This window comes from Haladaptatus sp. CMAA 1909, from assembly GCF_043952005.1.
GTDB lineage: Archaea > Halobacteriota > Halobacteria > Halobacteriales > Haladaptataceae > Haladaptatus.
Window position 1 is genome coordinate 129248 of sequence record NZ_JBIOAV010000001.1, and the last position, 24347, is coordinate 153594.

30 protein-coding genes are annotated in these 24347 nt (G+C 63.1%); 9 read left to right on the top strand and 21 right to left on the bottom strand.

Going from position 1 to position 24347, the window contains the following annotated elements:
• A complete protein-coding gene (locus tag ACGYLY_RS00690; protein WP_395283625.1) occupies nucleotides 1-1038 on the bottom strand; it encodes a dipeptide epimerase in 1038 nt (345 codons plus the stop codon).
• A complete protein-coding gene (locus tag ACGYLY_RS00695; protein WP_395283626.1) occupies nucleotides 1035-2048 on the bottom strand; it encodes a DUF1611 domain-containing protein in 1014 nt (337 codons plus the stop codon). The genes ACGYLY_RS00690 and ACGYLY_RS00695 overlap by 4 nt, the downstream gene beginning before the upstream one ends.
• A gap of 131 nt (nucleotides 2049-2179) precedes the next feature.
• On the opposite strand from ACGYLY_RS00695, the gene ACGYLY_RS00700 reads away from it, so the two are divergent.
• Both ACGYLY_RS00700 and ACGYLY_RS00705 read left to right on the top strand, forming a co-directional pair.
• The gene (locus tag ACGYLY_RS00700) at nucleotides 2180-3061 is read left to right on the top strand and encodes a homoserine kinase (protein WP_395283627.1); all 882 of its coding nucleotides are present in this window, start codon (nucleotides 2180-2182) and stop codon (nucleotides 3059-3061) included.
• A 65-nt stretch (nucleotides 3062-3126) separates the two neighbouring features.
• Nucleotides 3127-3333 (top strand): hypothetical protein, encoded by a 207-nt coding sequence (locus tag ACGYLY_RS00705; protein ID WP_395283628.1) that lies wholly within the window; start codon nucleotides 3127-3129, stop codon nucleotides 3331-3333.
• 4 nt (nucleotides 3334-3337) lie between these two features.
• Here the strand turns inward: ACGYLY_RS00705 and ACGYLY_RS00710 are convergent, their stop codons facing one another.
• The 3 genes from ACGYLY_RS00710 to ACGYLY_RS00720 all read right to left on the bottom strand — a co-directional run bounded on the left by ACGYLY_RS00710 (nucleotide 3338) and on the right by ACGYLY_RS00720 (nucleotide 5098).
• The gene (locus ACGYLY_RS00710; RefSeq protein ID WP_395283629.1) at nucleotides 3338-4225 is read right to left on the bottom strand and encodes a Vms1/Ankzf1 family peptidyl-tRNA hydrolase; all 888 of its coding nucleotides are present in this window, start codon (nucleotides 4223-4225) and stop codon (nucleotides 3338-3340) included.
• Between the two features lie 44 nt (nucleotides 4226-4269).
• The gene (locus tag ACGYLY_RS00715) at nucleotides 4270-4494 is read right to left on the bottom strand and encodes a hypothetical protein (protein ID WP_395283630.1); all 225 of its coding nucleotides are present in this window, start codon (nucleotides 4492-4494) and stop codon (nucleotides 4270-4272) included.
• 70 nt (nucleotides 4495-4564) lie between these two features.
• On the bottom strand, nucleotides 4565-5098 hold the full coding sequence (locus ACGYLY_RS00720) for a DUF5815 family protein (protein ID WP_395283631.1): 534 nt from the start codon (nucleotides 5096-5098) through the stop codon (nucleotides 4565-4567).
• A gap of 179 nt (nucleotides 5099-5277) precedes the next feature.
• On the opposite strand from ACGYLY_RS00720, the gene ACGYLY_RS00725 reads away from it, so the two are divergent.
• Complete coding sequence (locus ACGYLY_RS00725) at nucleotides 5278-5517, top strand: hypothetical protein (protein ID WP_231185377.1); 240 nt, start codon at nucleotides 5278-5280, stop codon at nucleotides 5515-5517.
• Between the two features lie 18 nt (nucleotides 5518-5535).
• On the opposite strand, the gene ACGYLY_RS00730 is transcribed toward ACGYLY_RS00725, so the two are convergent.
• The 4 genes from ACGYLY_RS00730 to ACGYLY_RS00745 all read right to left on the bottom strand — a co-directional run bounded on the left by ACGYLY_RS00730 (nucleotide 5536) and on the right by ACGYLY_RS00745 (nucleotide 7939).
• Nucleotides 5536-5949, bottom strand: a complete 414-nt coding sequence (locus ACGYLY_RS00730) for a hypothetical protein (protein ID WP_395284181.1) — start codon at nucleotides 5947-5949, stop codon at nucleotides 5536-5538.
• A 66-nt stretch (nucleotides 5950-6015) separates the two neighbouring features.
• Complete coding sequence (locus ACGYLY_RS00735) at nucleotides 6016-6273, bottom strand: hypothetical protein (protein ID WP_395283632.1); 258 nt, start codon at nucleotides 6271-6273, stop codon at nucleotides 6016-6018.
• A gap of 74 nt (nucleotides 6274-6347) precedes the next feature.
• Nucleotides 6348-6557, bottom strand: coding sequence for a hypothetical protein (locus ACGYLY_RS00740; RefSeq protein ID WP_231185374.1), 210 nt, complete (start codon nucleotides 6555-6557; stop codon nucleotides 6348-6350).
• Between the two features lie 134 nt (nucleotides 6558-6691).
• Nucleotides 6692-7939, bottom strand: a complete 1248-nt coding sequence (locus tag ACGYLY_RS00745; protein ID WP_395283633.1) for an NAD(P)/FAD-dependent oxidoreductase — start codon at nucleotides 7937-7939, stop codon at nucleotides 6692-6694.
• A gap of 112 nt (nucleotides 7940-8051) precedes the next feature.
• Between ACGYLY_RS00745 and ACGYLY_RS00750 the strand changes: the two genes are divergently transcribed.
• The gene (locus ACGYLY_RS00750) at nucleotides 8052-8636 is read left to right on the top strand and encodes a DUF6149 family protein (RefSeq protein ID WP_395283634.1); all 585 of its coding nucleotides are present in this window, start codon (nucleotides 8052-8054) and stop codon (nucleotides 8634-8636) included.
• Nucleotides 8637-8645: 9 nt separating this feature from the next.
• On the opposite strand, the gene ACGYLY_RS00755 is transcribed toward ACGYLY_RS00750, so the two are convergent.
• From ACGYLY_RS00755 to ACGYLY_RS00770, 4 genes are all read right to left on the bottom strand, one after another.
• Nucleotides 8646-9086, bottom strand: a complete 441-nt coding sequence (locus tag ACGYLY_RS00755) for a universal stress protein (protein ID WP_395283635.1) — start codon at nucleotides 9084-9086, stop codon at nucleotides 8646-8648.
• Nucleotides 9087-9157: 71 nt separating this feature from the next.
• Nucleotides 9158-9805: a DUF5828 family protein gene (locus ACGYLY_RS00760; RefSeq protein WP_395283636.1), complete on the bottom strand. Its 648-nt coding sequence runs from the start codon at nucleotides 9803-9805 to the stop codon at nucleotides 9158-9160.
• A 105-nt stretch (nucleotides 9806-9910) separates the two neighbouring features.
• Nucleotides 9911-11080: an anion permease gene (locus tag ACGYLY_RS00765; RefSeq protein WP_395283637.1), complete on the bottom strand. Its 1170-nt coding sequence runs from the start codon at nucleotides 11078-11080 to the stop codon at nucleotides 9911-9913.
• 66 nt (nucleotides 11081-11146) lie between these two features.
• The gene (locus ACGYLY_RS00770) at nucleotides 11147-12520 is read right to left on the bottom strand and encodes an NAD(P)/FAD-dependent oxidoreductase (RefSeq protein ID WP_395283638.1); all 1374 of its coding nucleotides are present in this window, start codon (nucleotides 12518-12520) and stop codon (nucleotides 11147-11149) included.
• A 249-nt stretch (nucleotides 12521-12769) separates the two neighbouring features.
• Between ACGYLY_RS00770 and ACGYLY_RS00775 the strand changes: the two genes are divergently transcribed.
• The gene (locus ACGYLY_RS00775; RefSeq protein ID WP_395283639.1) at nucleotides 12770-13150 is read left to right on the top strand and encodes a hypothetical protein; all 381 of its coding nucleotides are present in this window, start codon (nucleotides 12770-12772) and stop codon (nucleotides 13148-13150) included.
• Nucleotides 13151-13193: 43 nt separating this feature from the next.
• Here the strand turns inward: ACGYLY_RS00775 and mptA are convergent, their stop codons facing one another.
• Together mptA and ACGYLY_RS00785 are read right to left on the bottom strand one after the other, a co-directional pair.
• Complete coding sequence (gene mptA / locus ACGYLY_RS00780) at nucleotides 13194-14129, bottom strand: GTP cyclohydrolase MptA (RefSeq protein WP_395283640.1); 936 nt, start codon at nucleotides 14127-14129, stop codon at nucleotides 13194-13196.
• Between the two features lie 48 nt (nucleotides 14130-14177).
• Nucleotides 14178-15002, bottom strand: coding sequence for an NAD(+)/NADH kinase (locus ACGYLY_RS00785; RefSeq protein WP_395283641.1), 825 nt, complete (start codon nucleotides 15000-15002; stop codon nucleotides 14178-14180).
• Between the two features lie 167 nt (nucleotides 15003-15169).
• Between ACGYLY_RS00785 and ACGYLY_RS00790 the strand changes: the two genes are divergently transcribed.
• Complete coding sequence (locus ACGYLY_RS00790; RefSeq protein ID WP_395283642.1) at nucleotides 15170-16303, top strand: KaiC domain-containing protein; 1134 nt, start codon at nucleotides 15170-15172, stop codon at nucleotides 16301-16303.
• 379 nt (nucleotides 16304-16682) lie between these two features.
• On the opposite strand, the gene ACGYLY_RS00795 is transcribed toward ACGYLY_RS00790, so the two are convergent.
• Entirely contained in the window at nucleotides 16683-17270 is a 588-nt protein-coding gene (locus ACGYLY_RS00795) for a hypothetical protein (RefSeq protein WP_395283643.1), read from the bottom strand.
• Between the two features lie 128 nt (nucleotides 17271-17398).
• On the opposite strand from ACGYLY_RS00795, the gene ACGYLY_RS00800 reads away from it, so the two are divergent.
• The gene (locus tag ACGYLY_RS00800) at nucleotides 17399-17830 is read left to right on the top strand and encodes a transcriptional regulator (protein ID WP_395283644.1); all 432 of its coding nucleotides are present in this window, start codon (nucleotides 17399-17401) and stop codon (nucleotides 17828-17830) included.
• A gap of 232 nt (nucleotides 17831-18062) precedes the next feature.
• On the opposite strand, the gene ACGYLY_RS00805 is transcribed toward ACGYLY_RS00800, so the two are convergent.
• Both ACGYLY_RS00805 and ACGYLY_RS00810 read right to left on the bottom strand, forming a co-directional pair.
• Nucleotides 18063-18485 carry a universal stress protein gene (locus ACGYLY_RS00805; RefSeq protein ID WP_395283645.1) on the bottom strand — a complete coding sequence of 141 codons (423 nt, stop codon included), beginning with the start codon at nucleotides 18483-18485 and terminating at the stop codon, nucleotides 18063-18065.
• Between the two features lie 53 nt (nucleotides 18486-18538).
• Entirely contained in the window at nucleotides 18539-20383 is a 1845-nt protein-coding gene (locus tag ACGYLY_RS00810) for an ATP-binding protein (RefSeq protein ID WP_395283646.1), read from the bottom strand.
• A gap of 157 nt (nucleotides 20384-20540) precedes the next feature.
• On the opposite strand from ACGYLY_RS00810, the gene ACGYLY_RS00815 reads away from it, so the two are divergent.
• Complete coding sequence (locus ACGYLY_RS00815) at nucleotides 20541-20876, top strand: hypothetical protein (RefSeq protein WP_231185361.1); 336 nt, start codon at nucleotides 20541-20543, stop codon at nucleotides 20874-20876.
• Here ACGYLY_RS00815 and ACGYLY_RS00820 read toward each other — a convergent pair.
• Nucleotides 20870-22129 carry a DNA double-strand break repair nuclease NurA gene (locus tag ACGYLY_RS00820; protein WP_395283647.1) on the bottom strand — a complete coding sequence of 420 codons (1260 nt, stop codon included), beginning with the start codon at nucleotides 22127-22129 and terminating at the stop codon, nucleotides 20870-20872. The two genes, ACGYLY_RS00815 and ACGYLY_RS00820, sit on opposite strands and share 7 nt — an antisense overlap.
• 170 nt (nucleotides 22130-22299) lie before the next feature.
• On the bottom strand, nucleotides 22300-22443 hold the full coding sequence (locus ACGYLY_RS00825; RefSeq protein ID WP_395283648.1) for a hypothetical protein: 144 nt from the start codon (nucleotides 22441-22443) through the stop codon (nucleotides 22300-22302).
• Between the two features lie 165 nt (nucleotides 22444-22608).
• Between ACGYLY_RS00825 and gpmI the strand changes: the two genes are divergently transcribed.
• Nucleotides 22609-24129: a 2,3-bisphosphoglycerate-independent phosphoglycerate mutase gene (gene gpmI, locus ACGYLY_RS00830; protein ID WP_395283649.1), complete on the top strand. Its 1521-nt coding sequence runs from the start codon at nucleotides 22609-22611 to the stop codon at nucleotides 24127-24129.
• On the opposite strand, the gene ACGYLY_RS00835 is transcribed toward gpmI, so the two are convergent.
• Nucleotides 24126-24323 (bottom strand): HVO_0649 family zinc finger protein, encoded by a 198-nt coding sequence (locus ACGYLY_RS00835; RefSeq protein WP_395283650.1) that lies wholly within the window; start codon nucleotides 24321-24323, stop codon nucleotides 24126-24128. The two genes, gpmI and ACGYLY_RS00835, sit on opposite strands and share 4 nt — an antisense overlap.
• Nucleotides 24324-24347: the final 24 nt, after the last annotated feature.

The following is a 24347-nucleotide window of genomic DNA, read 5'->3' on the forward strand; positions in this document are numbered from 1 at the left end:
CTACCGTTTTCGAACGCCGGTTCCGGCGCGTCCCGTTTCGAGGTCGATGACGCCGTTCGGCATCGGGACGCCTTCGTACTCGTCTTCCGCGAGGAGGAGCGATCCGTCCAAATCGGCGTAGTCGAGCAGGGGAACGAGGTGGCACGCCGCCGCGATGCTCGCGTTGCTCTCGACCATACACCCGAGCATGAGTTCCAAGCCGTGGGCGTTCGCGGCGTGAATCATCCGCATCGCCTCGCGGAGGCCGCCGCACTTCATGAGTTTCAGGTTGGCGATGTCGGCCTTGTCCGCAATTTTCGGGACGTCCTCCAGCGTGATGCAGGACTCGTCGGCCGCGATGGGGAGTGCGGCGCGTTCGCGGACGAAGGCCATTCCGTCGGGGTTCTCGGCGGGAACGGGTTGTTCGACGAACTCCACGTCGAAGTCGGCGAGCGCGTCGATCTTCCGCACCGCCTCGCGCGGACTCCACGCCTGATTCGCGTCCACGCGAATCGTCGCGTCGGGCGCTTCCTTCCGAATCGCGCCGACGATCTCCTCGTCGCGGTCGGTGCCGACCTTCACCTTCAGCGTGCCGTACCCGGCCTCGACGGCTTCCCGCGTCTTCTCGGCCATCACGTCGGTCGGGTCGATGCCGATGGTGAACGACGTTTCGAGCGTCAGGCTCCCGTCGAGTCCCCAGTAGCGATACAGCGGCAGTCCGGTGCGCTTCGCCACGAGGTCGTGGAGCGCGATGCTCACCGCACAGCGCGCCGCCGGGTTGCGGTTCACCGTTTCGCGCATTCCCCGTTCGATTCGGTCGAGCGCGTGGGGGTCGTCCACCCGTTCGACCACGTCCAAGAGGTCCGGCATGACCGCTTCGACCGTGGCCGCCGTTTCGCCGTAATGTCTCGATGGGGCGGCCCCGCCGATGCCGACGTTTCCGTCGTCGTCCTCGATTTTCACGACGACGTTTTCCGCGGCCGTCTGCGTGCCTCGCGAGATGGTGAAGGCGTGTTCGAGCGGGAGCGAAATCCGCTCGAACTCGGCCGTGAGACTCACAGAATCGCCTCCAGCACGGCGTCGGCGTCGAACCGAACGAGGTCCGCCGCGGGCGCTCCGAGCGCGGATTCGTACTCCGCGACCGCCGCGCGGGCGTCCTCGTCGTCCTCGATACCGGACGTGTTGAGAGCTCCGGCGACCATTTCGGTTCCGTGTACCGGTCGGGCGAGGCCCTCGTAGAGCGAGACGTACTCCGAAATCGGCGGCAGGGAGACGGACTCGTAGCCGTGGATGACCTCCTTTCCGGCCTCGTGACAGAGGACGAGTTTGTCCGGCATGGATCCGTGGAGAATCCCGCACGTCACGGCCGAGTAGGCCGGGTGGACGATGCTTCCCTGTCCTTCAACGAACAGGTAGTCGTACTCGTCGCCGCGCTCCAAAATCATCTCCTCCACTGCCCCCGCGGTGAAGTCGCTCACCACGCGGTCGATGGGGTTGCCCCACCCGTCAATCATGATTCCCGTTTGGCCCGTCGGGATGAAACCGACGCTCTCGCCGCGGTCGCGGGCCGCCCGCACGAGTTCGAGCGTCGCGGTCATCTTGCCGACCGAACAGTCCGTTCCGACGGTGAGGACGATTTCCGCGTCCACCTCGTCCGCGACCCCTTGGCTGACGCTGAGGTCGTCGTGGGGCTTTCTCACGTCCCAAATCTCACAGCCGTTTTCCTCGGCGAGACGGACGAACTCCTCGTCGTTTTCGAGAAAGTAGTGGAGTCCGGAAATCACGTCACAGCCGCGTTCGAGCGCGTTTCGGACGTCCGGTCGCCACGTCTCGTCGAACCCGCCGCCGATGGGTGCGATGCCGATGACGAGCGCGTCCACGTCCGGAACGTCGTCCATTCCCGCGACTATCGGAGCGTCCTGTACGTCCGGAACGTGGTCGGAAACGCGCTCTCCGGCGCGTTCGCGGTCGAGAACCGCGGCGACTTCGTAGTCGGCGTAGCGTAGAATTCCGACCGCCGTCTTCGCGCGGCCGGGGAACTTCTCGTGTGCCAATATCGCAACCTGCATGGGTGTGCGGTGGTGGCATGGCGGCTTAAAACCGTCTCTCCCGGTAACGCAAACCGCGCGGATCGCCGCCCTCTGCGCGCAATTTCCCGCCGGAGGCGAAGGTTTTTGTCCGTGCTTTCGATAGGCTTTGCATGGTCACAGTGCGGGCACCGGCTACGAGTGCCAATCTGGGGTGTGGGTTCGACGTGTTCGGATTGGCATTGGAACGACCCGCCGATATCGTTCGGGTCGAGCGGGCAGCGGAGACGACGATAGAGGTCACGGGCGTCGGCGAACGATACATCCCGACCGAACCGGCGAAGAACACGGCGGGCGTCGTCGCGCAGGAACTCGACACGCCCGCACGCATCCGAATCAACAAGGGGGTCCGACCCTCGTCGGGGCTCGGGTCGTCGGCCGCCAGCGCGGCCGCCGCGGCGGTCGCCCTGAACGAACTCTACGACCGCGGACTCTCGCGACGCGAACTCGTTCGCGTCGCGGCGGAGGGCGAGGCCGCCGTCTCGGGCGAGGCCCACGCGGACAACGTCGCACCTTCGATTCTGGGTGGATTCACCGTCGTCACGGACGACACCATCACGCACGTCGATGCGTCGGTTCCGGTCGTCGCCTGCCTGCCGGAAATCGTCGTCTCGACGCGGGACGCGAGGCGGGTCGTTCCCCAATCCGTCGAAATCGACGAACTGGTCGGCACCGTGGGCCACGCGGCGACGCTCACGGCGGGGATGTTCCGCGACGACCCGGAACTCGTCGGGGCGGGCCTCGAAGACGGGTCGGTCACGGGGTCACGGGCGTCGCTCATCGACGGGTTCGACGAGGTGCGGACCGCCGCACTCGACGCCGGCGCGACGGGCGTCGCGGTCAGCGGGGCCGGACCGAGCGTCCTCGCCGTCTGCCACGGGGACGGACAGAGCGCCGTCGCGAGCGCGATGCTGGACGCGTTCTCCGATGTCGACGTGGACGCACGCGCCTATCCGACCGCAATCGGCGGCGGAGCGACGATAGAGGAGCGATAAACCGCGCCTCGATTTTTCACGGGAAAAGCGTAACGACCACGGTTTTCCGCGGAAACGGTTCCGATATGACGAGAAGTGACCGCTGTCCCGACTGCGGTGTTACGCTCGAACCGGTCAAGTTCGGCATGAGCGACGCGTGGAAACCGTACGTGAAGACGAGCGACCGACGGGAGGGGTTTCTCGGGTCGCTCGGAATGAACGAGAAAAAGGAGGTCGAGACGGACATGTGCCCCGAATGCGGGCGGTTGCTGTTTCACGCGAAATTGGACTGACGGCTCACACCCGAAACAGCCGCGTCGTCCAGAACTCGTAGAAGGCGTCGTCCAGCGCGTCCGTCGGTTTTCCGGTCGCGTCCACGGGGTCGGTCACGTCGGCCACGTCCCGGAACTCCGAGAGGAGCGTCCGCTGGCCGACGACGTAGAGGCGTTCCGCATCGCGGGCGTCTATCTCCTCGCGGCACTTCTCCAGATGGTCGGCTATCTGTTCGTCTCGAATCCGTTCGAATCGGGCCTGTGAGAACCCGCCTTTCGAGTGGTCTCCTTTCACGTCGCTTTCGAATCCCGCCACGGACAGGCGCTCCCGGCCGTCGTACTCGCCGATGGCGAACACGTCGGAACGGACGAGCGCGAACGCGAACCGACCCTCCGGGCGGAACCACGACGACTCGAACTCGAAGCCAGCGCTCCACGAAACGAACGGTTCGGGCGAACGCGGCGGCACGAGCGCGGCGCTGACGAGTCCCGCATCGTCGGTCACGGCCAGACAGGGCGCGGCCCGTGCGACGAGCGACCCGTGGTCCCCGAACGCGTCGCCTACCGCCTCCGGTACGTCGTCGTCCACCATCGCTGTCAGCGCGCCCTCAGGTCCCGTTTCGACGCTTTCGAGACGGGCCAGCACCTCGTCAACCCGCTCCCCGTGGAGCGTTTCGGTACCACGGAACTCGACGGACTCCTCGTCGTCCCGCAGTCGCTCCACCCGATCTTCGAGTTCCACGATGCGGTTTTCGAGGCGGTTGACCCGCTCCTCGGCGTTTTGACGTTCGGTGACGGCTTCGGCGCGGCGTTCCTCTTCGGCTTCCACCCGTCGTTCGAGGTGGTGATTTTCGTCTTCGAGGGAGTCGATTCGCTCTTTCAACTCGGCGCGCCCGAGCAACTCGTCCAGCATCGACTCGAAGGGCGTGTCGCGGGGTCTTGTAGTTTCGCGTCCGGTCAGAGTTCGTACCGGTACGGCGAGGAGCGAATCACGGTCACGTCGCCGGTCTGTGCCCGCCGTCCGAGGACGGTCGCGATTTCGTGCGTACTCTCGAACTCCTCGTGGGCGTCGTCGCTCTCGTCGAGGAGGTGGAGAATCTCCCGCGCCGTCAACGGCTCTCCGCCCCCCCGTTCGGTCACGACTTCCCGAATCCGTTCGAACGCACTCCCCCGAAGTGACATGGTAGTCGTATCGGCCGTTAGGTACTTAAAATTCAGTCAGACAACGACCCCCTGTCGGACGACGACCCGCTCACGCCGGTCGGTCGTGCGGCCCGGAGAAGTCACGTTCCGCTCGGTACTGGTCCACGAATGTCGGAACGTCGAAATTCAGCATGTCCGCCTCGAACTGACTCATCGCCTCGTCGTCCTCAGCATGACTGACGGCGTGTTCCATGAGTTCGACGACGAGTTCGACGACGACCTCGTGCAGTCGCCGCGAGTCGAAGTCCGTCACCCACACCATCGCGTAGCCGAGGTCCGGGTTTTCGGCGACGTCCTCGCTGACGACCTCCTCCGGGAACTCCTCCATGACGACGCCCATGATGTGCAGGGTGCCGAATTCGACGTTTTCGTCGGTCGTGTCGATGGTCTCTTGGAGGATGTCCACGAGAAATTCGGGGACGAAGCGTGACGGCGGGTGGACGTCCATGACGACCGCATGCGATTCGCCACAGTCACAGTCGTACTCGCGCATTCCCATGTCGAGCGTTCCGGTCGGCACCGACTCGCCGCAGGGAAGGTCGAGCGTCGCACCGTCTCCTCCCGGTACGCGCGGTTCTGCCATACGCTCCGTTGGTCCCTGACGAGTTTAAACGACGTGATTGCGCCCGGTCGTCGAAACGTCGTCGAATATGACACGTGTCGTCCCCGTAGAGGTAGCGCTCAATAGCGATCCCTCGTTCCTGCCCTCGGTACATACCCCTCTTAGCGAGCTATTTGATAGTGGAAAAAATACGGATGTCCATGGCACAGGCCAGCGGGGTTCCCGACCGACTGCGCCCGATAGACGAACGAATCCTCCGACTGCTCGATGCGGAAGGGATACAGGTTCGACTCGACATCGAGCGCCGCCTGTCGCTTTCGAACTGCGTCACCGCGACTCGCTGTCGTTCTCTGGCCGATCGAGGCCTCGTCCGAAACTCGAACTGGTGTTGCTATCGGATAACCGAGGAGGGAAAACGGTGTTTGCGGGCGGAACTCTGATGGAATACGCTTCGACGGCTACGGCCAGTCGTCGCGCACGTCCTCCTCGTTGCCCCCTCCCTCGCCGTCGTCGTCGGACGCGATGTCCCATTCGGCCGCCTCGGCGGCGTCCTCGACGTGAAGGAACTCCCAGTCGTGGTCCTCGGCGAGTTCGCGGTCCTCGTCGGTGATGCCGATGAAGACGTGGCGGTCGGTGTCGAACTGCGATTTCACGCTGTCGAGGCTCTCGGCGCGGCCTTTCGGGCCGGAGAAGAAGTCCTGCCGGATGCGGTTCTTTCGGGTGAAGTTCGTCACCACGTAGGTCGGTTGGTCGGAGATGACGCCGACGTAGCGGGTCCAGCGTCGGGCGTCTTCGAACACCGTTCCGGGACTCGCCAACGCTTTGAGCGCAGACAACTCGAAGGCGAGCGTCATCTCGCCGCTTCCGCTCATGCTCATGTCCCTACATCCCGTCGTGCGGGAGAAAACGGCTTCGGTTGTTCGTTCGCGTGGGCCGGGTTAGACCACGTCGATTCGGTAGTAGTCGTTGAACACCACGAGCGCGTTCCTGTCGAACTCGTCCGCCAACGCACCGGTCATCCGGACGACTTTCTCGCCGCCGTCGAACTCCGCCAACACCTGCTGTGTCTCCTCCGCGAGTTCGTCGAAATGATGCACTTGAACGCCCGCTGGAACGGTTTCGGTGCGGCTAATGATGAGTGCTGCCGTCTCTCCGGCCGGTGCAGACTTCAGACTACTCGTGCTGTTCGAAGCCATTGATACATGTTACCAATTGTCTTAGTACATATTAAGCGTTGCGGAAATAGTATGAAAAAACATGCCAAATCGAGCTACGCGAGAAGTACCCGGAAGTAACCGGTGTATTTGACGAATTCGCCGTCGCTGAACTGGCCCGCCGTCTCCCGGTCGATGAGTTGTTCGCCACGTTCGACGACGCTCGGGAAGTGCCCTTTCGCGTCGTAATCGAGTTCGTCGTAGTGTCGGACGCGGGCGTCGTTCGGAATCGTCTCCACGGCTTCGACGGCTATTTTGGGTTTCACGAAATCTCCCGACCGGTGTGGTCATTGATACCAACTGTCGTAGGGGGTCTTAATGATTCACGTCGCGACAATCGCTGGTCGGTGGAATCGCTCGCGACAAAAATACCGAAACCGCACCGTTCCGGGCTCCGAACTTACTGTTCCTGTTCCTGTGGCTGTGCGATCTTCTCCGGGTCGAAATCCTTTTCGAGGAGGATTTCCTTCTGGTCGGCACACTCGACTTCGTTGCGGATGAGGTCCTTGTACTTGCCCTGCGGGGCGATGTCGCCGATGAGGACGCCGCCGATGAGTTTGCCGTCCTTGAACGAGAGGCGACGCCATTCGGTGTCGCTGTACTTCTCCTCGCATTCGTCGTCGCCTATCGTCGGGAAGCCGAAGGAGAGGAACGGGAAGTCGAAGTGGGTGATGGAGTACGAGGAGACCCAGCGGAACTCCTCTACCTCGTCGTCCGCGACCATGTTCTTCGCGGCGACGACGCCCTGCTGTTTCGCGCTGCCCCACGACCCGTTTTGGGCGTACTCGTCCAGAATCACGTCGTAGTACCGCGTGATGTCGCCGGCGGCGTAGATGTCGTCCACGTTCGTCTGCATGTACTGGTCCACGACGACGCCGTTGTCCGTCTCGACGCCGCTTCCCTGCAGATATTCCGTGTTGAAGTTGAGGCCGATGGCGATGCCGACGAAGTCGCTCTCGTACTCGTTGTCGTCGGCGTCGATGGTGGCGACGACGTTGCCGTCGTCGTCCGTCTTGAAGCCGTTGACGCCGCTTTCGAGGACGGTTTCGACGCCCTTCTCTTCGAGCGCGTCGTGAATGATCTCCGCGCCGTCGAGGCTCAGACCGTAGCGCCACCAGCGGTTGCCGCGCATGATGTACTTCGCTTCGACGTCCTGTGCGGCGCAGATTGCGGCGAGGTCGATACCGAGGAGACCGGCACCGATGACGGTTCCGGTGTCCGCCGCTTCCGCGTGCTCCTGAATGCGTCGGGCGTCCTGAAACGTCCAGAAGTGGTGGATGCCGTCGGCGTCGCTGTTGTCGACGGGGAGTTGGGTCGGCGTCCCGCCCGTGGCGACGAGGAGTTTGTCGTAGTTGTACGTCCCGCTCGCGTGGGTGTGGACCTCGTGTGCGTCCGGGTCGATGTCGGTGACGAACGTGTTCAGTTCGAGGTCGATATCGCGCTCATCGTACCATTCCGGTTCGTGAATGGAGATGGGCGCTTCGGGGAGTTTGCCCTTGGCGAACTCCTTGATGAGGATGCGATTATACAGTGCTTCGCCCTCGTCGGTGATGACGGCGATATCGGCGTCGGGTTTTTCCTCGCGGATGGTTTCGGCAGCGGAACTGCCCGCGATGCCATCCCCGATGATCACGTACGATTCGCTCATGACTGAGACGTTCTGCGTCGGGGTTAAAGTGGGTTGCTATCTCGATGTTGTTGTCAAACGCCAACATACCCGAGTCGGGACGTTGAAGACCGTCGCGTCCCAAGCAACGGGCATGAAAATCCGTCAGAACGCGCGCCACTTCGCGTCGAGAAAAGCCCTCGAAATGCCCGTCGTCAGCGACGTGGTGAAGTGGAAACTGGTGGACATGCACACGGGAATATTCCTCAAAAAAGCCGACGAGGAACACCGCGAGGAACGTCGCGAGCGCCTCGACGCCTTCTTCGACGCGACGATGGATTCGTACCTCGCCGCGCTTCAGGAGGGTGCGCCGGAGGCGGAGGCCCGCGAAATCACGCACATCCAGTCCAACTTCGACTTCTACAACCACGGCTGGACCGAGATGATGGAGTTCCCGAGCGACGAACTGGAGGAACACTACGAACGCTACGAGACGTTCTTCTCGAAGCACGGCATTACCATCGCCGACCCGCTGGGCGAGTTCGCGCCCGCGGAGATGCCGGAAGCGCCATCCACGCCGGAAAAGTTAGACGACCCGGTTCACCCGCACGCGGAAGGCGGCTTCGCCGACGACGTGTACGTTCAGGGCGACGACGGCGAAGTCCGGGTCGGCGGACAGGACGAACCGGAGGACGTGGATATCTCGGACGCGGTCGGCGTCGACGAAGGCGAAGCCTGATTTCTCGGTTCAGTCTTCGTCCTCGCCCAATCGAACCATCAGCACCGGCACGTCCGCCCGTCGCGCGACTTTTTCCGTGACGCTCCGTCGAAGCGGGTAGAGGATGCCACGCCGTCCGTGCGTCCCCATCACGATGAGATCGATATCCTGTTCGTCGGCGTATTGCCGAATCGCACGGTGCGGTTTGCCCTCCGCGATGGACCCCGCCGTCGTGCGGATGTCCTCCCGCTCCGCCCGCTCGATCACGTCCTCCACCATTGCTTTCGATTCCTTCTCGAACTCCTCGTACATCGCCTCGCGCTTTTCCCCGTCGTCGTCCGCCTCGCCCGCATCGACGACGGAGACCGTGTAAAGGGCGGCGTCGTACGTCTTCGCGGCGTCGAGCGCGTACGGAATCGCGTTCGCCGCCGCGTTGCTTCCGTCGATGGGGATGAGGATTCGGTCGTACATGACACACAAGCACGCGCCGCACGCGGATAGGGATAGCGGCGATTTGCTTCGCCAGCGGTCGAGGCACCGCGTCACTCCACCGGGTCGATTCCCTCGGCGGCCTCGATGGATTCGGTTTCCTTTTCGGTCTCGCCGCGCCAGCGGTCTATCTCCTCGTCGTATCGCTTCAACCGGTCGCTCACGCGGTCTTTGAGCCCATCGTCGTTGATGTTCACCTCGAAGGTGTATCGGTTTCCGCTTCTGGCGCGTTCGACGTTCGCGCTCACCAGTTCGTTGTCGAAGTAGGCGGGCGACACCTGCGTCATGACGTGTTTGTACACCGTCTCCTCGACGGTTCGAAGCGCCTTTCGCCCCGCAGTGTCGGCCGCGCGTGTCGCGTATTCGATGGTGTCGCGCCCCTCCTCGACGGCGTCGTCGATGTCACCCTCCGCGAGTTCGGACACCGTATCCTCTAACTCCTCTCGCGCCGTTTCCGCGTCTTCAGTGGGGGACTTGCCCTTCTTTTCTCCCTTCCCGCGCGACGCACTCGCCTGCTCCGCCGTCTTCTCGTTTACGTCCTCGCTCAGTCGTTCGTGGGCTTTCGGCCGCCACTCGTTCCAATCGTCGAAGTTCTCCCCCTCGACACCCTCCTCGTCCAGCGCCGTGGTGATTCGCTCGCCGTGTTCCACGATGGCCACCCAGTCCCCCGTCTCCTTGAAGCCAGCAATACTCTCCTCCATGTCATAGGCTACGCCGTCGACGGCTATCTACGTTTTCGCCGGGTTCTCGGCATTACGGGGTTGAGATAACACTCCCCGACGAATCGTTAGCCTCGATACATCGGACTACAGCATTCCGACGCCGACGAACGCACCGTAGGCCAACGCGAACGAGAGGAGCAACGAGACCACCCATCCGAGGACCGTGTAGGACATCTTCTTTCGGCTGACGCGGCCGCTTCCGGCCGCGTAGCCGCTACCGATGACGGCGCTCACGACGATTTCGTTGAACGAAACCGGGATGCCGAACAGCACCGCGGTTTGTGCGATGGCGAACGCCGGAATGAGCGCGGCGGTCGCCCGACGCGGGCCGAGCGACGAGAAGTCCCGCGCGAGGGCTTTTATCATGCGCGGTGAGCCCATCCACGCGCCGAGCATCACGCCGACGCCGCCGAACAGCAAGACGACGGCGAGCGAGAGGCCGATAGGAATCGCCATCGGCGCGAGCGGCCCGACGGCGAGTCCGACCTGACTGCCACCCGCCGAAAAGGAGACGAGCGCGCCGATGCCGAACAGGAGGTGTCGTTGTCCCTTCTTCACGTCGGCGCGAACGTCCAACAGCAGCAATCCGCCGATGAGGAGCGCGACGAACAGCGTCGTCACGGCGATGCCGATGAGCGACGGAAGCGGCAGACTCTCCGCGGCCACCGCCGCGACCGACGCCCCGCCCGACTCCGGGGCGAGGAAGGTGAAGGGCGAGTTCGCGACGACGAGTCCCACGATTGCCCCGAACAGGGGAATCGAATACTCGTCCGGCACGTCGTCACGCCGGATCATCCGAGCGAGGAAGTACGCGATGCCGCCGCAGAACAACGGCGTCAGTATCCACAGCAGGAGAATCTGCTGGTACTTGGCGTAGGCGGGCGTCCCGCCGAGCGCCAGACCGACGCCGATGACCGCGCCCGTCGCCGTGAACGCCGTCGCCAGCGGATACCCGGCGAAGATTCCGATCGCGACGAGTCCGGCGGCGACGATCAACGCGATGACGGCGGCGATCGGCGTGAGCGTCACGCCGTTTATCAGTCCGGCCGCGATGGCTTCCGTCACGTTCGCGCCCTGTAACACCGCCCCCAGTATCCCGAACAGGCCGGTGAAGAAGGCCGCCCGCATGACCGTCGTCGTCCGAGCGCCGACCCCCGGCGCGTAGGGCGTCCATCCCGCACCGACCGTCCACGCCATAAAGAAACTCGCTATCGCACCGATACCGACGACCCCCAACTGCGCTGCCCCCACCATGATGGGTAATACTGGCGACGAACGGACAAGACCCTACCCATGGCGTACTCCGGGTGGTTATTACCGTTATTGCTCGTTGTTCGGGCTGACGACCACTTTCTTCCCGGAGATTCGGTCGGCACACTCGTAGCCCGCGACGATGCCGCCGTTCAGACTGCGCTCGGGGTACTGGGCCTTGCTCGCCATTCCGGCGTAGTAGATGCCGTCGGCGATGTCGTCGCCGAGGTCGTAGGGGACGACCATGTCGAGATAGCCGCGCTCGTACACGGGCGCTGCGCGCGGATTGCGGGCGAGGCGGAAGTTCGTCACCGACGAGCGGTCCCACTCGGGGAACATCTCCTCGATGTGGCTCAGCCACAGGTCCTCGACGTCGTCGTCGTCCATCCGCCACAACTCCTCCTCGTAGTCCTGAATGTAGCTGGCGACGTAGACGAGGTGGTCGCCGCCGTACTGCTCCGGCGGGATGTAGTTGGTGTGTTCGATGAGCGCGCCGAACGGCGCGTCGTGGCCGATGTTGAGCCAGTAGGTGTCCGTCAGCGGTTCGTCCATCGTCACGAGCGCACAGACCGCACCTTGGAAGTCGATATCGCACTCGTAGCCGGTCAGGTCCTCGAGGACGTTCGGCATCGCGGCGACGACGACGCCGCCCACGTCGTGCGTTTCGGCCGCGGTGCCACCGTCGGCGGCCGCGACTTCGGCGCTTTCGGTCGCCTCCGTCGTCAGCGACGCGACTTCGCCGTCCTCGGTGTCGATGTCGGTGACGTACACGCCGGTGGTGATGTTCTCCCGGCCGACTTCGTCCACCAGCGCGTCGATGAGGCGGCCGAACCCGCCGCGGAGGTAGCCGAGCGGTTCGCCGCGGAGGAGGTCACGCTCGCCGCGGAACTTGATGCGGCCGAGCAGCCACGCGGCGCTCACCTTCTCCTTCTTGCTCCCGAACTTCGCGTCCAACAGCGGGCCGAAGAAGTTCTCGTAGACGCCCCGCGAGGTGTGTTCCAAGAGGAAGTCCTTGATGGGAACGTCCTCGTAGTCCTCCAGTCGTTCGTAGCTGTCGAACTTCGGAATCCCGCCGCGAACGTCGATCTCTTGGGTGAGCATGCCGAGACGGAACTTGTCGTACAAGCTCATGTGCGGGTAGGCCATGATCTCCCACGGCTTGTCGAGCGGGTGGACGACGCCGTCCACGTAGTAGGCGTTTTTCCCGATGGGCCAGTCCAAATCGTCGCCCAGTCCGAGTTCGTCGATGAGGTCGATGATGGTCTCTTCCGAGGCGGAGAGGTGGTGATAGAACTTCTCGATGCGGTCGCCGTTCGTCTCGTAGGTCGCGGCGAGTCCCCCGAGGTCCTCGCTCGCTTCGAAGATCTGCACGTCGTAGCCCTGCTGTTGGAGGCGGTAGGCGGCGGCCAATCCGGCGATTCCCCCGCCGACGATACCTATCATAAACGACGGATTCGTCGTCGCGTGGAATACGTCTTACGACCCCGGGATCCGATAGGTGTGACGACGGAACGGGTTTCGTTTTGGTGGCTCTCGGGACCGATTTCGACTTGTAGAACGGCTGCTGCCCGGATTTCAGCTCAAAAACGTCGACTCCAGCGGCGACTACACTGCACCGGCGACTGCACCGTAACCGCGACGCCCCGACGATTGCTTTGTGGAGGATTTCGGGACCGAGACTACTGGGCGACCGTGACCGCACCGCATACGGGAGGGTGGTCGGAACCGCACGACCACCCTCCCTCCGGGACCCCATTCCTCCCCGCATGGGAGGACGCTTCGCGGCGAGCGCTCACCGTCCTCCCGGCGCGTCCGTTCGGTCGAACGGTCGGTTCGAAGCGCGTTTTCACGCCCGCTTTCGGGATGCGCGACGAGGATGCTCGCGCCGGCGCAGCGCGAGCATCCGAGCACCGGGGAGGTCAGGGGCCGAGCGGACGGACGGGCGTGCGGTTCCGGCCGTCCGTCCGCAGTGGCGGTGCGGTCGTGGTCCCTAGCAGTCGCGGTCACGGCGGACGAGTTCGCTCGAACACGAAGCAGCCACGAACTCCACAAAACGCCGTACGTCGCCGGTAAAGTAGCGCGCCACGATGAGCGAACGGATCGAAAAACAGTCGTGCTATTCGCTCGATTCGGCGACTTCCTCGCGGAGCGTCCCCACCTCGGCCACGCGCTCGGCGTGGGCGTTGTGCTGGTGGATGGACTCGTCGTTGCTCTGTTTCATCGTCACGACGGCGTCGTCGGGCAGGTCGGGGAACGTCTCCACGACGCCGTGGGCCATGTCGCGCACGCAGTCCTCGACGAACTTCGCGTCGGCGTGCGCCTGAAACGTCATGTGATCTTCGTCGGGGCGCTTCGCGAGGTTGTAAATCCGGGCGCTCATCGAGTCCCGCGCGACTTCGATGAGTTCGTGCAGGTCCACTTCGGGCGCGCCGGAACTCTCGACGGTGAGGGTCGCGTGACCGCGCTGGGAGTGACCCGCCTGCGGGATCTCCTGAAGGAACTCCTTGACCTCCCGTTCGCCGACGCCGAGGTCGAGGAGCTTTTCCTTCGCGCGGCCGCTCATCATGCCCTGCGAGCAGGGACAGACCGTCATGCCCGTGACGCGCGCGCCGATCTCCTCGGTCGTCTCCTCCTCCGTCGCCGTCGCGCTGGCGATGATGTCCACCATGGCTTGGGTGGGGCGCTCGCTCTCCGGCGTCGTGTCGCGCACCATGAACTCCGCCTCCATGCTGACCTCGGCCTTCGAGGTGTACTCGTGTTTTTCGAGCAGTCGTTCCGCGGCGTCGCCGCACACGTCTTCGAGGCGGTAGGTCGGTTCGCTGACGGCGTCTTCGAGGACCTCGTCCACGACCTCCATGTTTCGGCTCATGTCCGCGCCCTTGCGCCAGCTCGGGAGGTCCACCAGCACGTCGAACTTCGCGGTGAGAACGTACGGTCGCTTCTCCGGTCGGGCGACCTCGACCAGTTTCTCGACCCCGGTCACGCCGACCCGATTCAACCCGACCGTTACGTCCGGTTCCGTCGCCTGCACGTCGGGTAGTTGCCCTTTCATTGTCGTTTCATTGTGAGTAACGGAATTAGAGGCTTCCGTTTCCGGCAGCTACTCGAGCTTTCCGAGCGCTTCGAAGAAGTTGGGCGACGGCCCGGCGATTCGGGCCGGTTCGGACGCGAGCGCGACCGTGATGGCCTCTGGGGGTTCGATACGGACCTGCGTTCCGTCGCTGCCGACGACGGCGGCGTCCGCGTTCCGAACCCGAATCACGACCTCGTGGTCCGGTTCGAACACCAGCGGCGGCATCGAGTGGGAGGCACACATCTCCGTGAGAATCAGGCCGTCTACACCCGGATGGACCAGCGGCCCGCCTTCGCTGAGGTTGTACGCCGTACTTCCCGTCGGCGTCGAAACCAGCAAACCGTCCGCGTGTCCGCTGTTGTACTCCACCTCGTCGACGTGAATATCGTAGTCGATTCCCTGTCCGTGTCCGCGCTGTGCTCCCTGTATCACGATTTCGTTCAGCGCGGGGTGGACCGACCAGTCGCCCTCGCCGGTCGCGCGAAGTCGTGGCACCTCCCACGACGGAATCTCGCCCGACTCCAGATACTCCTCGACGACCGCGCCCACTTCGGCCACGGCGTCCTCCGGCGCGACGGCGTTCAGAAACCCGACTTCTCCGAGGTTGACGCCGAGTATTGGCGTTCCACCCGCGCCGCTCGCCGAGAAGAGGAAGGTGCCGTCGCCGCCGATACTGACGACGAGGTCGTTTTCCGCCATCCGGCTCACGTCCACGCCCTCGACCCCTAACTGCTCGGAAGTCGCGGCGTCGAGATTGACCGTCACGTAATCGTCTCGGAGCGTCTCTCGCAATCGTCCCGCCAGTGTCGCGGCCCGCTCGTTTCCCCGTTGTGCGACGATGCCGACGTTCATCACGGCCCCGTTCTCTCCCGGCGTTCAAAAAGCCGCCGACACGAACATTAATTTACGATGGCTGCCAGTGACAGGACGATGAGAACTTTCGCTCGAAAGCGGACGAGGACGAGCGGGCCGTCGGTTCGCGGCGAACGTCGAATCCGAACCGACGAGGAGGGGACGACGTGAGCGACGACGACGATTGGTTCGAGGCCGCGCTCCGAGACGACGAGAAATCGGACGGCGAACCGACCAGCAACGCGACCGAAGAATCGGAAGACGGAACGGAGGAGACGGGGAAAAACGCCGAATCTCCGGACGCTTCCGCGACGGACGCGGACGCTCCCGGCACCGAACCGGTGACCGACACGTCGGCGGTGAAGACGTCCGACGACACCACGGCCGACGAACCGAACGCCGACGACGCGCCGTTGTTCGACGACGATTTCGCCAGCGCGTTCGCGTCCGCGCCCGGTGCCGGCGGTGACAGCGAACCGGACTTCGGCGATGGCGGCGGGTTCGATGCGGGCGGGTTCGATAGCGGTGGGTTCGACGGCGCCGGCGAATCCGGCGGTTTCGATGACGGCGATTCCTTCGACGACGAGGCGTTCGAGTCCGCGATCCCGCGAATCGACATCGGTATCGACGGTTTGGACAGCATGATTCAGGGCGGCGTCCCCGAGCGAACGCTGATGGTCGCCATCGGCGGTGCGGGGACCGGCAAGACCACCTTCGGGCTTCAGTTCCTGAACCACGCGCTCTCGAACGGCGAGAGCGCCGTCTACGTCACGCTGGAGGAGAGCCACGAGCGAATCGTGGACAGCGCGACGGAGAAGGGGTGGCCCTACGACGAGTACATCGAGGAGGGGAGACTCGCCGTCGTCGATCTGGATCCCATCGAGATGGCCAACTCGTTGTCGAGCATCCGAAGCGAACTCCCCGAACTCGTGCGCGATTTCGGCGCGTCGAGGCTCGTCCTCGATTCCGTGTCGCTCCTCGAAATGATGTATCAGGGCCAAGCCACCCGTCGCAACGAGATTTACGACTTCACGCGCAGTCTGAAGAAGGCGGGCGTGACCACCATGCTCACAAGCGAAGCCAGCGACGAGAACCCCTACTCCTCCCGCCACGGCATCATCGAATACCTCACCGATGCCGTGTTCGTCCTCCGATACGTCCGGAGCACGGACGACTTCATCGAAACCCGACTCGCCGTCGAAATCCAGAAGATTCGGGACGCGAACCACTCCCGCGACATCAAACCCTACGACATCACGGACGAGGGCATCAGCGTGTATCAGCAGGCCAATCTGTTCTAGCACCTTTTTCTGCGGTCGCAGGCGGAAACGACGACGGCCGCGTCGTCGTTTCCGCTGGCTCCCTGGAAAAATCTGCACCAAAAGCGCTCCTCCCTCACTTCGCTACGCTCCGTTCAGTCGTCGGCCCGAAAAATCAGAGATTTTTCGGTGGGCGTGATAGCGACTGGTAGTTGTATCACTTGCTGTTTCTGGCGGTTGTGTCGTTGGCTGTTTCCAGCGGTCGTGATAGCTACTACTCTCTTCGGTCCCTGAGAGCATGACAGAAATGTCGTGCTAAATGTATCCCCTGTATTGCACAGTAATCACGCTGAACCTTGATTCGTGACATATCTACCGCTTGCCCCATTCTAATGGTTTCGCACGACTGAAAACGGCGCTGTCACTCTGCTGGCTCGGTCGGAAGATTTTTCGCTTCCTCGACCAGTTCGAACCGATCCGTCCACAGAGCCAGCCCGCCAGTCCGGTCGAGAATCGCGAAGATATTCGCCTGCATCGCATTGTACGCGGCGCGTTCTTCCTCTTTGGTCTCGTATTCGCGCTTGAGAACGAACGTCCGTGATCGGTACAGTTCGGTCACGACGATTCCACTTTCGTTCGCGTGTCCACCAGCATCGTCCTCGAAGACGCCGACGATGTAATCGACACGATCCGACAAGATGCGGAATTTCGTGATGAACTCGTTCCCCCACGCCTCGTCGATTTCCTCCATGAGGAATGCATAGGCACCGGGATCGCGCTCGTTGAGAGAAAGCCGAACGAGTTTGAGCCGGTCTTTCTTGCTGAAATCGCCCTCGTCGTCGTAGTTTCCGAGGATAAGGTACGACACGGAACTCGTGCTAATTCGATTGAGCTGGTCCGGGTCGTTCAACAATTGCTTGATTCGGTAATATTCGTCCGGTGAGAGCGAGTCTTTCCCCGAATACTGCTTGGTTTTCTCGATGAGGGCATCCAACTCGTCCTCGTCCATGACAGTTCGACTCGATGCGATGGGCTTTATTCGTTCGATTCATCGTCGAAAGCGCACGGCGTGACTGTGCCGCTTTTCACCGTAACAATTATCGCGGTAGCTCCCCTCGTTGCGAGTAGGAGACAGAGATGGCCTACGATATCGAAGATACCGCCGAGTTCACCGCCGGGAACCACGATAACGTCCACCGATTACACGTCGTGACGCAAAAGCGGCGCTACAATCTCATCGTGGACATCCTCGGCCATCCACGGGGACTGCCGAGTCTCAGCGAACTCGACTACATGAATCCACCCGTCGAGCGCACGACGATTCAAGATCACCTCCAGCGACTCATCGAGGTCGACGTCGTGGAGACGGTGGTGATCCCCGTCGGCGAACGGAGTCGGGATCTTCCGCACGTCTTTTACGGGCTTACCGAGAGTGGTCGGCAATTACTCGATAGCCACGGCCTGCTCGACGAAGCCGAAGCGTGGCAAGACCTCTACGCTCGGGTCGAGAAACCCGAGAAGATCCGAACGTACGAGGATGCGCCGCGGCCGGAACGGACGGAAATCTGATTTACGGATTCGTAGTCTCGTTGTATCCTACTACAGCCTTATTGAACTTTCAGCGAGGATGAGTTGCAGAGATCGTCTTGTGTACAGGGCGCGTTTCGGTTGCTGTTCATCTTCTGTCTCCGGTACGACCTCGTCAAACCGACACCGGTTAGAAATTCTGGGGAGCCAATGTTCCGTTTCTGTCGGCTTGTCGTCCGCTGTTTCCGGGGTCCATGAAAATTTCGCAGGTAGATTATCGAACAACAGTCACGGGAACGGACGAGCGCCGAACGACCGTTTCCGCGACGCTTCCGAGGAGGATTCGGGAGACGCCGGAACGCCCGTGACTGCCCATGATGATCTGGTCGAACTCCTCCGCGTAGTCCACGATGGTCTGGGCCGGTTGCCCGACTTCGGTCTTCGTGGTGAGCGTGACGCCGTGCTCGTCCGCGAGCTCCCGTGCCTCCTCGAACACCGCTTCGGCGTTCTCCTTCGACTCCTCGTACCACTCTTCCGAATAGCCGGGCATGCCGACGGTGGAGGTGTAACCGACGTCGATGGGATCGATGACGTTGATGACGCCGATTTCGGCACCGGGGAACTCCTCCAGCGCGTAGGAGAGCGCTTCGGTCGCCTGTTCGGACCCGTCCACTGGAACGAGAATTCGCTTTGCCATACCGAATAGTACGGCTGCCGTTCACATATCTTTTTGTCCGGCGTCCGACCGATTCAATCGCGGCCGTGGCGGGTGACGCACTTCGGCAACCCGGTGACTTCGACGGGTTCGGAGTTGTCCGGCGAGTAGACGACCATCTGACCCTTCTCCATGTACGGCACCTTCTTCTCCAACGTGGACGGGATGTTCACACTCTTGATGGCGTCCTCGTCGCCCAGATTGAGGACGACGGTCGTGTTTATCTGCTTGAACACCGCGTCGTCGATGTCCTGCGGGTCCTGCGTGATGAGGAACAACCCGAGTCGCTCCTTGCGACCCTGTTTCGCCGCGTCGGTGAACTTGCCGATGACCTTCCGGGCCTGCACGCTGTCCGCGTCGGAAAGGAAGTTGTGCGCTTCGTCCATCCCGACGAGGAGCGGCGTCTCCTTGATGGTCGGGTACTCCGGCGCGTTCGATAGCTTTTGATCGATGAGGAGGCTCGACACCGCGAGGACGACCATCTCCTTGGCCCGACTCGACGGCAGGTGGTACGTCGGCACGACCGAGAGCCTGCCGGACCGGACGAACTGCGGGACGAGTTCGGTGATGGATTTGGCCGACTGGTCGAACACGCCACCCGGGACGGAGCGAACCCGGCGTTTCACCGCGTCGAACGTCGCCTCGTGGACGCGGCCGCTCTCGTCCAACTCCTCGCGGAGCGAGGGGTCGTCGAGGTAGGAGCAAAAGTCCTGGTACGTCCCCGACTGACCGCGACTGCGGAAGAACCGGTTGAGGAGGTGTGTCAGCGCGCCGTACTGGTTGTCGTTGAGGCTCGCGCCCGCGACGAGCCACTGGTTGTCGCTGACCATCGAGAACGGGATCGTGAACTCGACCTGTTCGGCCTCGTGATGGCTCGCGGCGTAGGTCGATCCCCCAACTTTCGGGACGAACGCGACGGTTTCGTCGTGGCCGCCGTGGGCGATCCCCTCGCGCTCCCACGCGCGTTCGTCGTCCGCGTTCACCGCCGGGTTGTCGTCGTGCATCTGGGCGTACTCGTCCTGCGGGTCGAACTGCACGACGGCCATCCGGGCGTTTCGGCCGTCGTCCATGGGATACGTGCGCTCCGCGGAGAGGTATTGGCGGAGGATGTTCTTCGCCCCGTGGGTTTTCCCCGATCCGGTGCCCCCCGCGACGAGCGAGTGGCGGAACACCAGCGGGTCGCCCGAGTCGTAGTCGTCCTTCACGCGGTAGTCGATGGTCGGCGGTTCCGCCGCCGTCCGTACTTTTTCGCCCCCGACGGAGAGGTGCCCGAGGAACACGCCGTCCTCCGGTATCTTCAGTCCCGTCTTGATCTCGCGTTTGTCGCTGGCCTGCCGAACCACCGTCTCGGGTTTCGGCACGCGGTCGGTCATCCGTCGTTTCAGTTCGCCGTCGTCCGAAAAGAGCACGGCGATGGGTTCGAGCGTCGCCATGAACTTGTAGTCCCGCTCGTCTATCTGCCCGTTGCGCATCGCCCGTCGGGCGTGAATCTCGGTGGCGTCGTCGCTGTGGAACTCCTGTGCGTATTCGAGCGTCGTGATGCGACAGAACAGTTTCTCGCCGTCCGGATAGGGAACGAGGAGGTACTTCCCGATTCGAACGTCGCCCCGGTTCGGCGCGGTGATGTACGCCCGGAGGCAGGTTTCGTCGCTCTCCTCGCCGATGGAGAGGCCTTCCGAGACGGCGAGGCTCCCGAGGCCGCGGTCGTCGCCGACCGGTTCGAGGTCCATCCGGTCGAAATCGTCGGTCTCCTCCATCGTGCTCGTCGCCTCCGTTCGCTCGTCGTCCGTTCGCCCCTCGTTCGTCTCCGACGACGGTTCCGACGTCGACGAATCGTCGGTGTCGTTCCCGTAGTCCGAGAAGTCGCCCAAATCGCTCATGGACCTGCCATCTCGGGCGCGAGTGAAACGTGTTTCGCACGGACCCCGTGTTGTGTGTTCCTGTAACGGACGGAAACGAACCGTTTCCGCGCTGCTTCTCACGGTTTGACACCTCTCCCCCACTTGGCTTTTATTCTCGGGACTCCTACGTACGGGTATGTTGCTCGTTCGTGGTGAGGCAGGCGGGACGACCCTCACGGGGACGTTGTACGAACGGGGTGAACGCTCACCCTCGTTCAAGGGCGCGCCGGACGAAGACGCGCCGTACGTCTGGGTCTGTGACGAGTTCTATCAGGTCGAGAGCGGCGGCACCGCCCAGATGGTATCGGGCGAGGAGGTCCACGTCGCGTTCGAGACGCCGATGCCCCGCGGGTTCGACACCCGCGACCAAGCCCTCGCCGCCGCGGAAGAACACGTTCGGACGCAGTTCGCTCGCATCGGCGTGGACGCCGACGACGTCGAGTTCTCGATGGAGAAAGGGGAACTTCAGTAGTCGAGTCCCCAGCGGATGTCGTCGTAGTTCCGGTCGAGTTCGGTGTCGAAGGACTTCTCGAAGCTCCGTATCAGCGACTCCGTGCTGTCCCGGCCGATTTGTGCCAGCGAATCAGCCTTCGTGATGACCGTCGGCGGTCCCTTCGAGATGGCTATCTCCTTCAACAGTTGTCGTTCGATACGCCGCCGACACGTCTCGTCAGCCGTGAAAATCCGCGGTGCCTCGATCTTGAACAGCAACCGCCGTCGCGGGTCGTAGACGACACAGAACGTCACTTCGTACTGTTCTGCCGCGTACTCTCGGTCGATGTACCGTGCGGCCTTTTCGCCTCCGAAGAAGGCGTCGGACCCGGCGCGCGAGACGAACCAGTTCGTCAGGGTCAGATCGTCGGTGAACCGCTCGTACTCGCCGTTTTCGTACTCGCCGCGTTCGAGAACCTGCGAGAAGAAGGCGGCGTCGTGCGTCCACGGGGCGTGTATCCCGTTTCCTTCCTTCTCCCGCAGTACCCGAGTTATCGACCGCGCGGAGATGTTCTTCACGAACCCCGCGAGCGGCACCTCCCGCTCGGCGAACGTCTCCACCAGTTCGACGTAGTTCTGCAGAATCGCCCGCACCTCCGCCGACTCCTCGAACAGGTCGGGAAGTATCCTCCCCCTGTTCCGCCAGCGGAGCAACCCCTTCGGGTACATCGGCCCGTCCAGCAGGAGGAGGTCGGAAACGTCCTCGGCGTGGTCGAGCGCGTGTCTGCTCTCCGTGCGATACAGCGCCAGCGCGTGAACGATGTCCTGCTCGTAGTCGTCCCGGCGCGGTGCGTGGATGATTCGGCGTTTGCTGTTCTTGCCGTATGGTTCCCACTCCGTGTCGAAGTTCCGCTGTACGTCGTTCGTGTGGACTGCCTTCACGACCGTCCGCGAATCGTGTAAGTCGAGGTCCGACGGCGACGAACTCATCGCCGCGTGCGCCACGTCCACCACCAACCCGTTCTTGAACGGTTGCGGGTTGATAGTCCCCGAGTCGAGTCCGTGCATCGTCCCGAACTGGTCCGCTTCGAGCGCCAACTCCTCGATGTTCGCGCGTTTCCGCCGGAGTTCGGACAGCGGCGCGAGTATCTCGGTTCCCTCGTGAAACAGCGGATCGAGGTAGTTCTCCCAGACGCTCCGTGCGAGGTCACGATGGTTGCGCTCTTCCCCTTCGTACTCTATCCTGTCCGCCAGTTCGGCGATGCCGTCGAAGTGAACGGGGTCGAGTGTCATGCCCGCTTCAATCCGGTCCACCCCGAAAAAAGGTATCGTTCTCCGATTCGCACACATAATCGAACGCCACCGCTTCCGAACGAACGCTTGCGCTCGACGAGAACGCTCGGCGCGTTCGACGTATTCGGTCCTATAAAATGCTGAGTTCCGGGCGAACGACAGCCGCGTGACTATCGGTCGCCCGCCTTCCGTCTCGCGAGTATCACCCCCACGACGATGAGTATCCAACCGACGTCGTTTCGATTGGCGATGATCGTCGCACCGGCGGTGATGAGCGCCACGGAAACCCCGTTCGATGGTGCCCTGTTGGGCATAGTATCACCCGTCCCTGTGAACGAGCGACTGTAACCAGCACCGCTACCGTAGTTAAATGGATTCTTACGCGGAGTGAAAGTGAAAGAAAAATGCCGAGGAGAAGGCATCTACGTTTCAGCCGTGCGAGCGAAGAATAGTTACCACGCGGTGCCGTCGGTTCGCCCATGAGAGCGGGACTCATCGTGCTCGACGGATGGGGACTGGGCAGCGAAGACGGCGGCCGGAACGCGATCGAGGCCGCGGACACGCCGAATTTCGACCGGTTGGCGCGGGAAGGAGCCTACGGAACCCTCGACGTGACGGGGCGGCGGGTCGGCCTCCCGGACGGCCAGATGGGGAACAGCGAGGTCGGCCACCTGAACATCGGTGCGGGACGCGTCGTCAGACAGGAGTACACCCGCATCAGCGACGCCATCGCGAACGGCGAACTGGGCGAGAACGAGGCCATCAACGGCGCGTTCGACTACGCGGCGGAACACGACGGCCGCGTTCACTTCATGGGACTCGTGAGTACCGGCGGCGTCCACTCCGATCAACAACACCTCTACTCGCTCATCGAACTCGCGGCGGAACGGGGCGTCGAGGCGACGACGCACGCCTTCACCGACGGGCGAGACACGCCGCCGAAGAGCGGGGCTGGCTTCCTCGCCAGCCTCGAAGACGTGGTCGAGGAGCAGGGAACGGGCGACATCGCCACCGTCTCGGGGCGCTACTACGCGATGGACCGCGACCGGAACTGGGAGCGGACGAACCGCGCCTACGACGCCATCGTGAATCGGGAAGCCGAGTACGAGAAGGGAAGCGCCGTGGAGGCCGTGGAAGCGTCCTACGAGCGCGGCGACACGGACGAGTTCGTCGCCCCGTCGCTCGTGAGGGGCGGGCGTGCGCTCGAAGACGGCGACGCGGTGGTGTTCTTCAACTACCGCTCCGACCGCGCTCGACAGCTCACGCGCATGATCGCGGATATCGACCCGGTATGGCCGTTCGATACGCATCCCCCCGACGTCGAGTTCGTGACGATGACCCAGTACGACCCCGAGTTCGACCTGCCGGTGGCCTTCCCGCCCCACCAACCCGAGCAGACGCTGGGCGAGGTGCTCTCGGAGAACGGCCTGACACAGCTTCGACTGGCGGAGTCGGAGAAGTACGCTCACGTCACCTACTTCCTGAACGGCGGGCGGGAGGTCGAGTTCGACGGCGAGATTCGGCGCATCATCGAGAGTCCCGACGTGCCGACCTACGACCTGCAACCCGAGATGAGCGCCGAGGGCGTCACGGACACGGCCATCTCGGTCATCGACGCGGAGGACCCCGACGTGCTGGTCCTTAACTACGCGAACCCGGACATGGTGGGCCACACGGGTGACTTCGACGCCGCCGTCGAAGCCGTCGAAGCGGTGGACGAACAGCTCGGGCGACTCGCGGAGACGCTCGAAGCTCACGGCGCGCACGTCCTCATCACCGCGGACCACGGCAACGCGGACGACATGGGGACGCCGGAGAACCCGCACACGGCACACACGTACAATCCCGTCCCGCTCGTCTACGTCTCCCCCGAGGGCGACGACGACGGAAAAGCGATTCGCGAGGGCGGGTCGCTCTGTGACCTCGCGCCGACGCTCCTCTCGCTCATCGGCGTCGGGCAACCGCCGGAGATGACCGGCGAGTCGCTGTTGGAAAACTAACCGTACCGGAGGACGCGCGTGTCGATGGCGTCACAGCGCGGACAGATGTGTTGATAGTGGATTTCACGTCCGCGTTTCGTGACGCGCCAGTGGCCCTCCGTATCAACGTAGCCACATTCGATGCATTTCCGTTCCTTGTCCTCGTAATGCTGCCGTAGTCGCTCGAATGGCGAACGACTCGATTTGGCTGCCATGTGTTGACGTTTAGCACGGGAAAC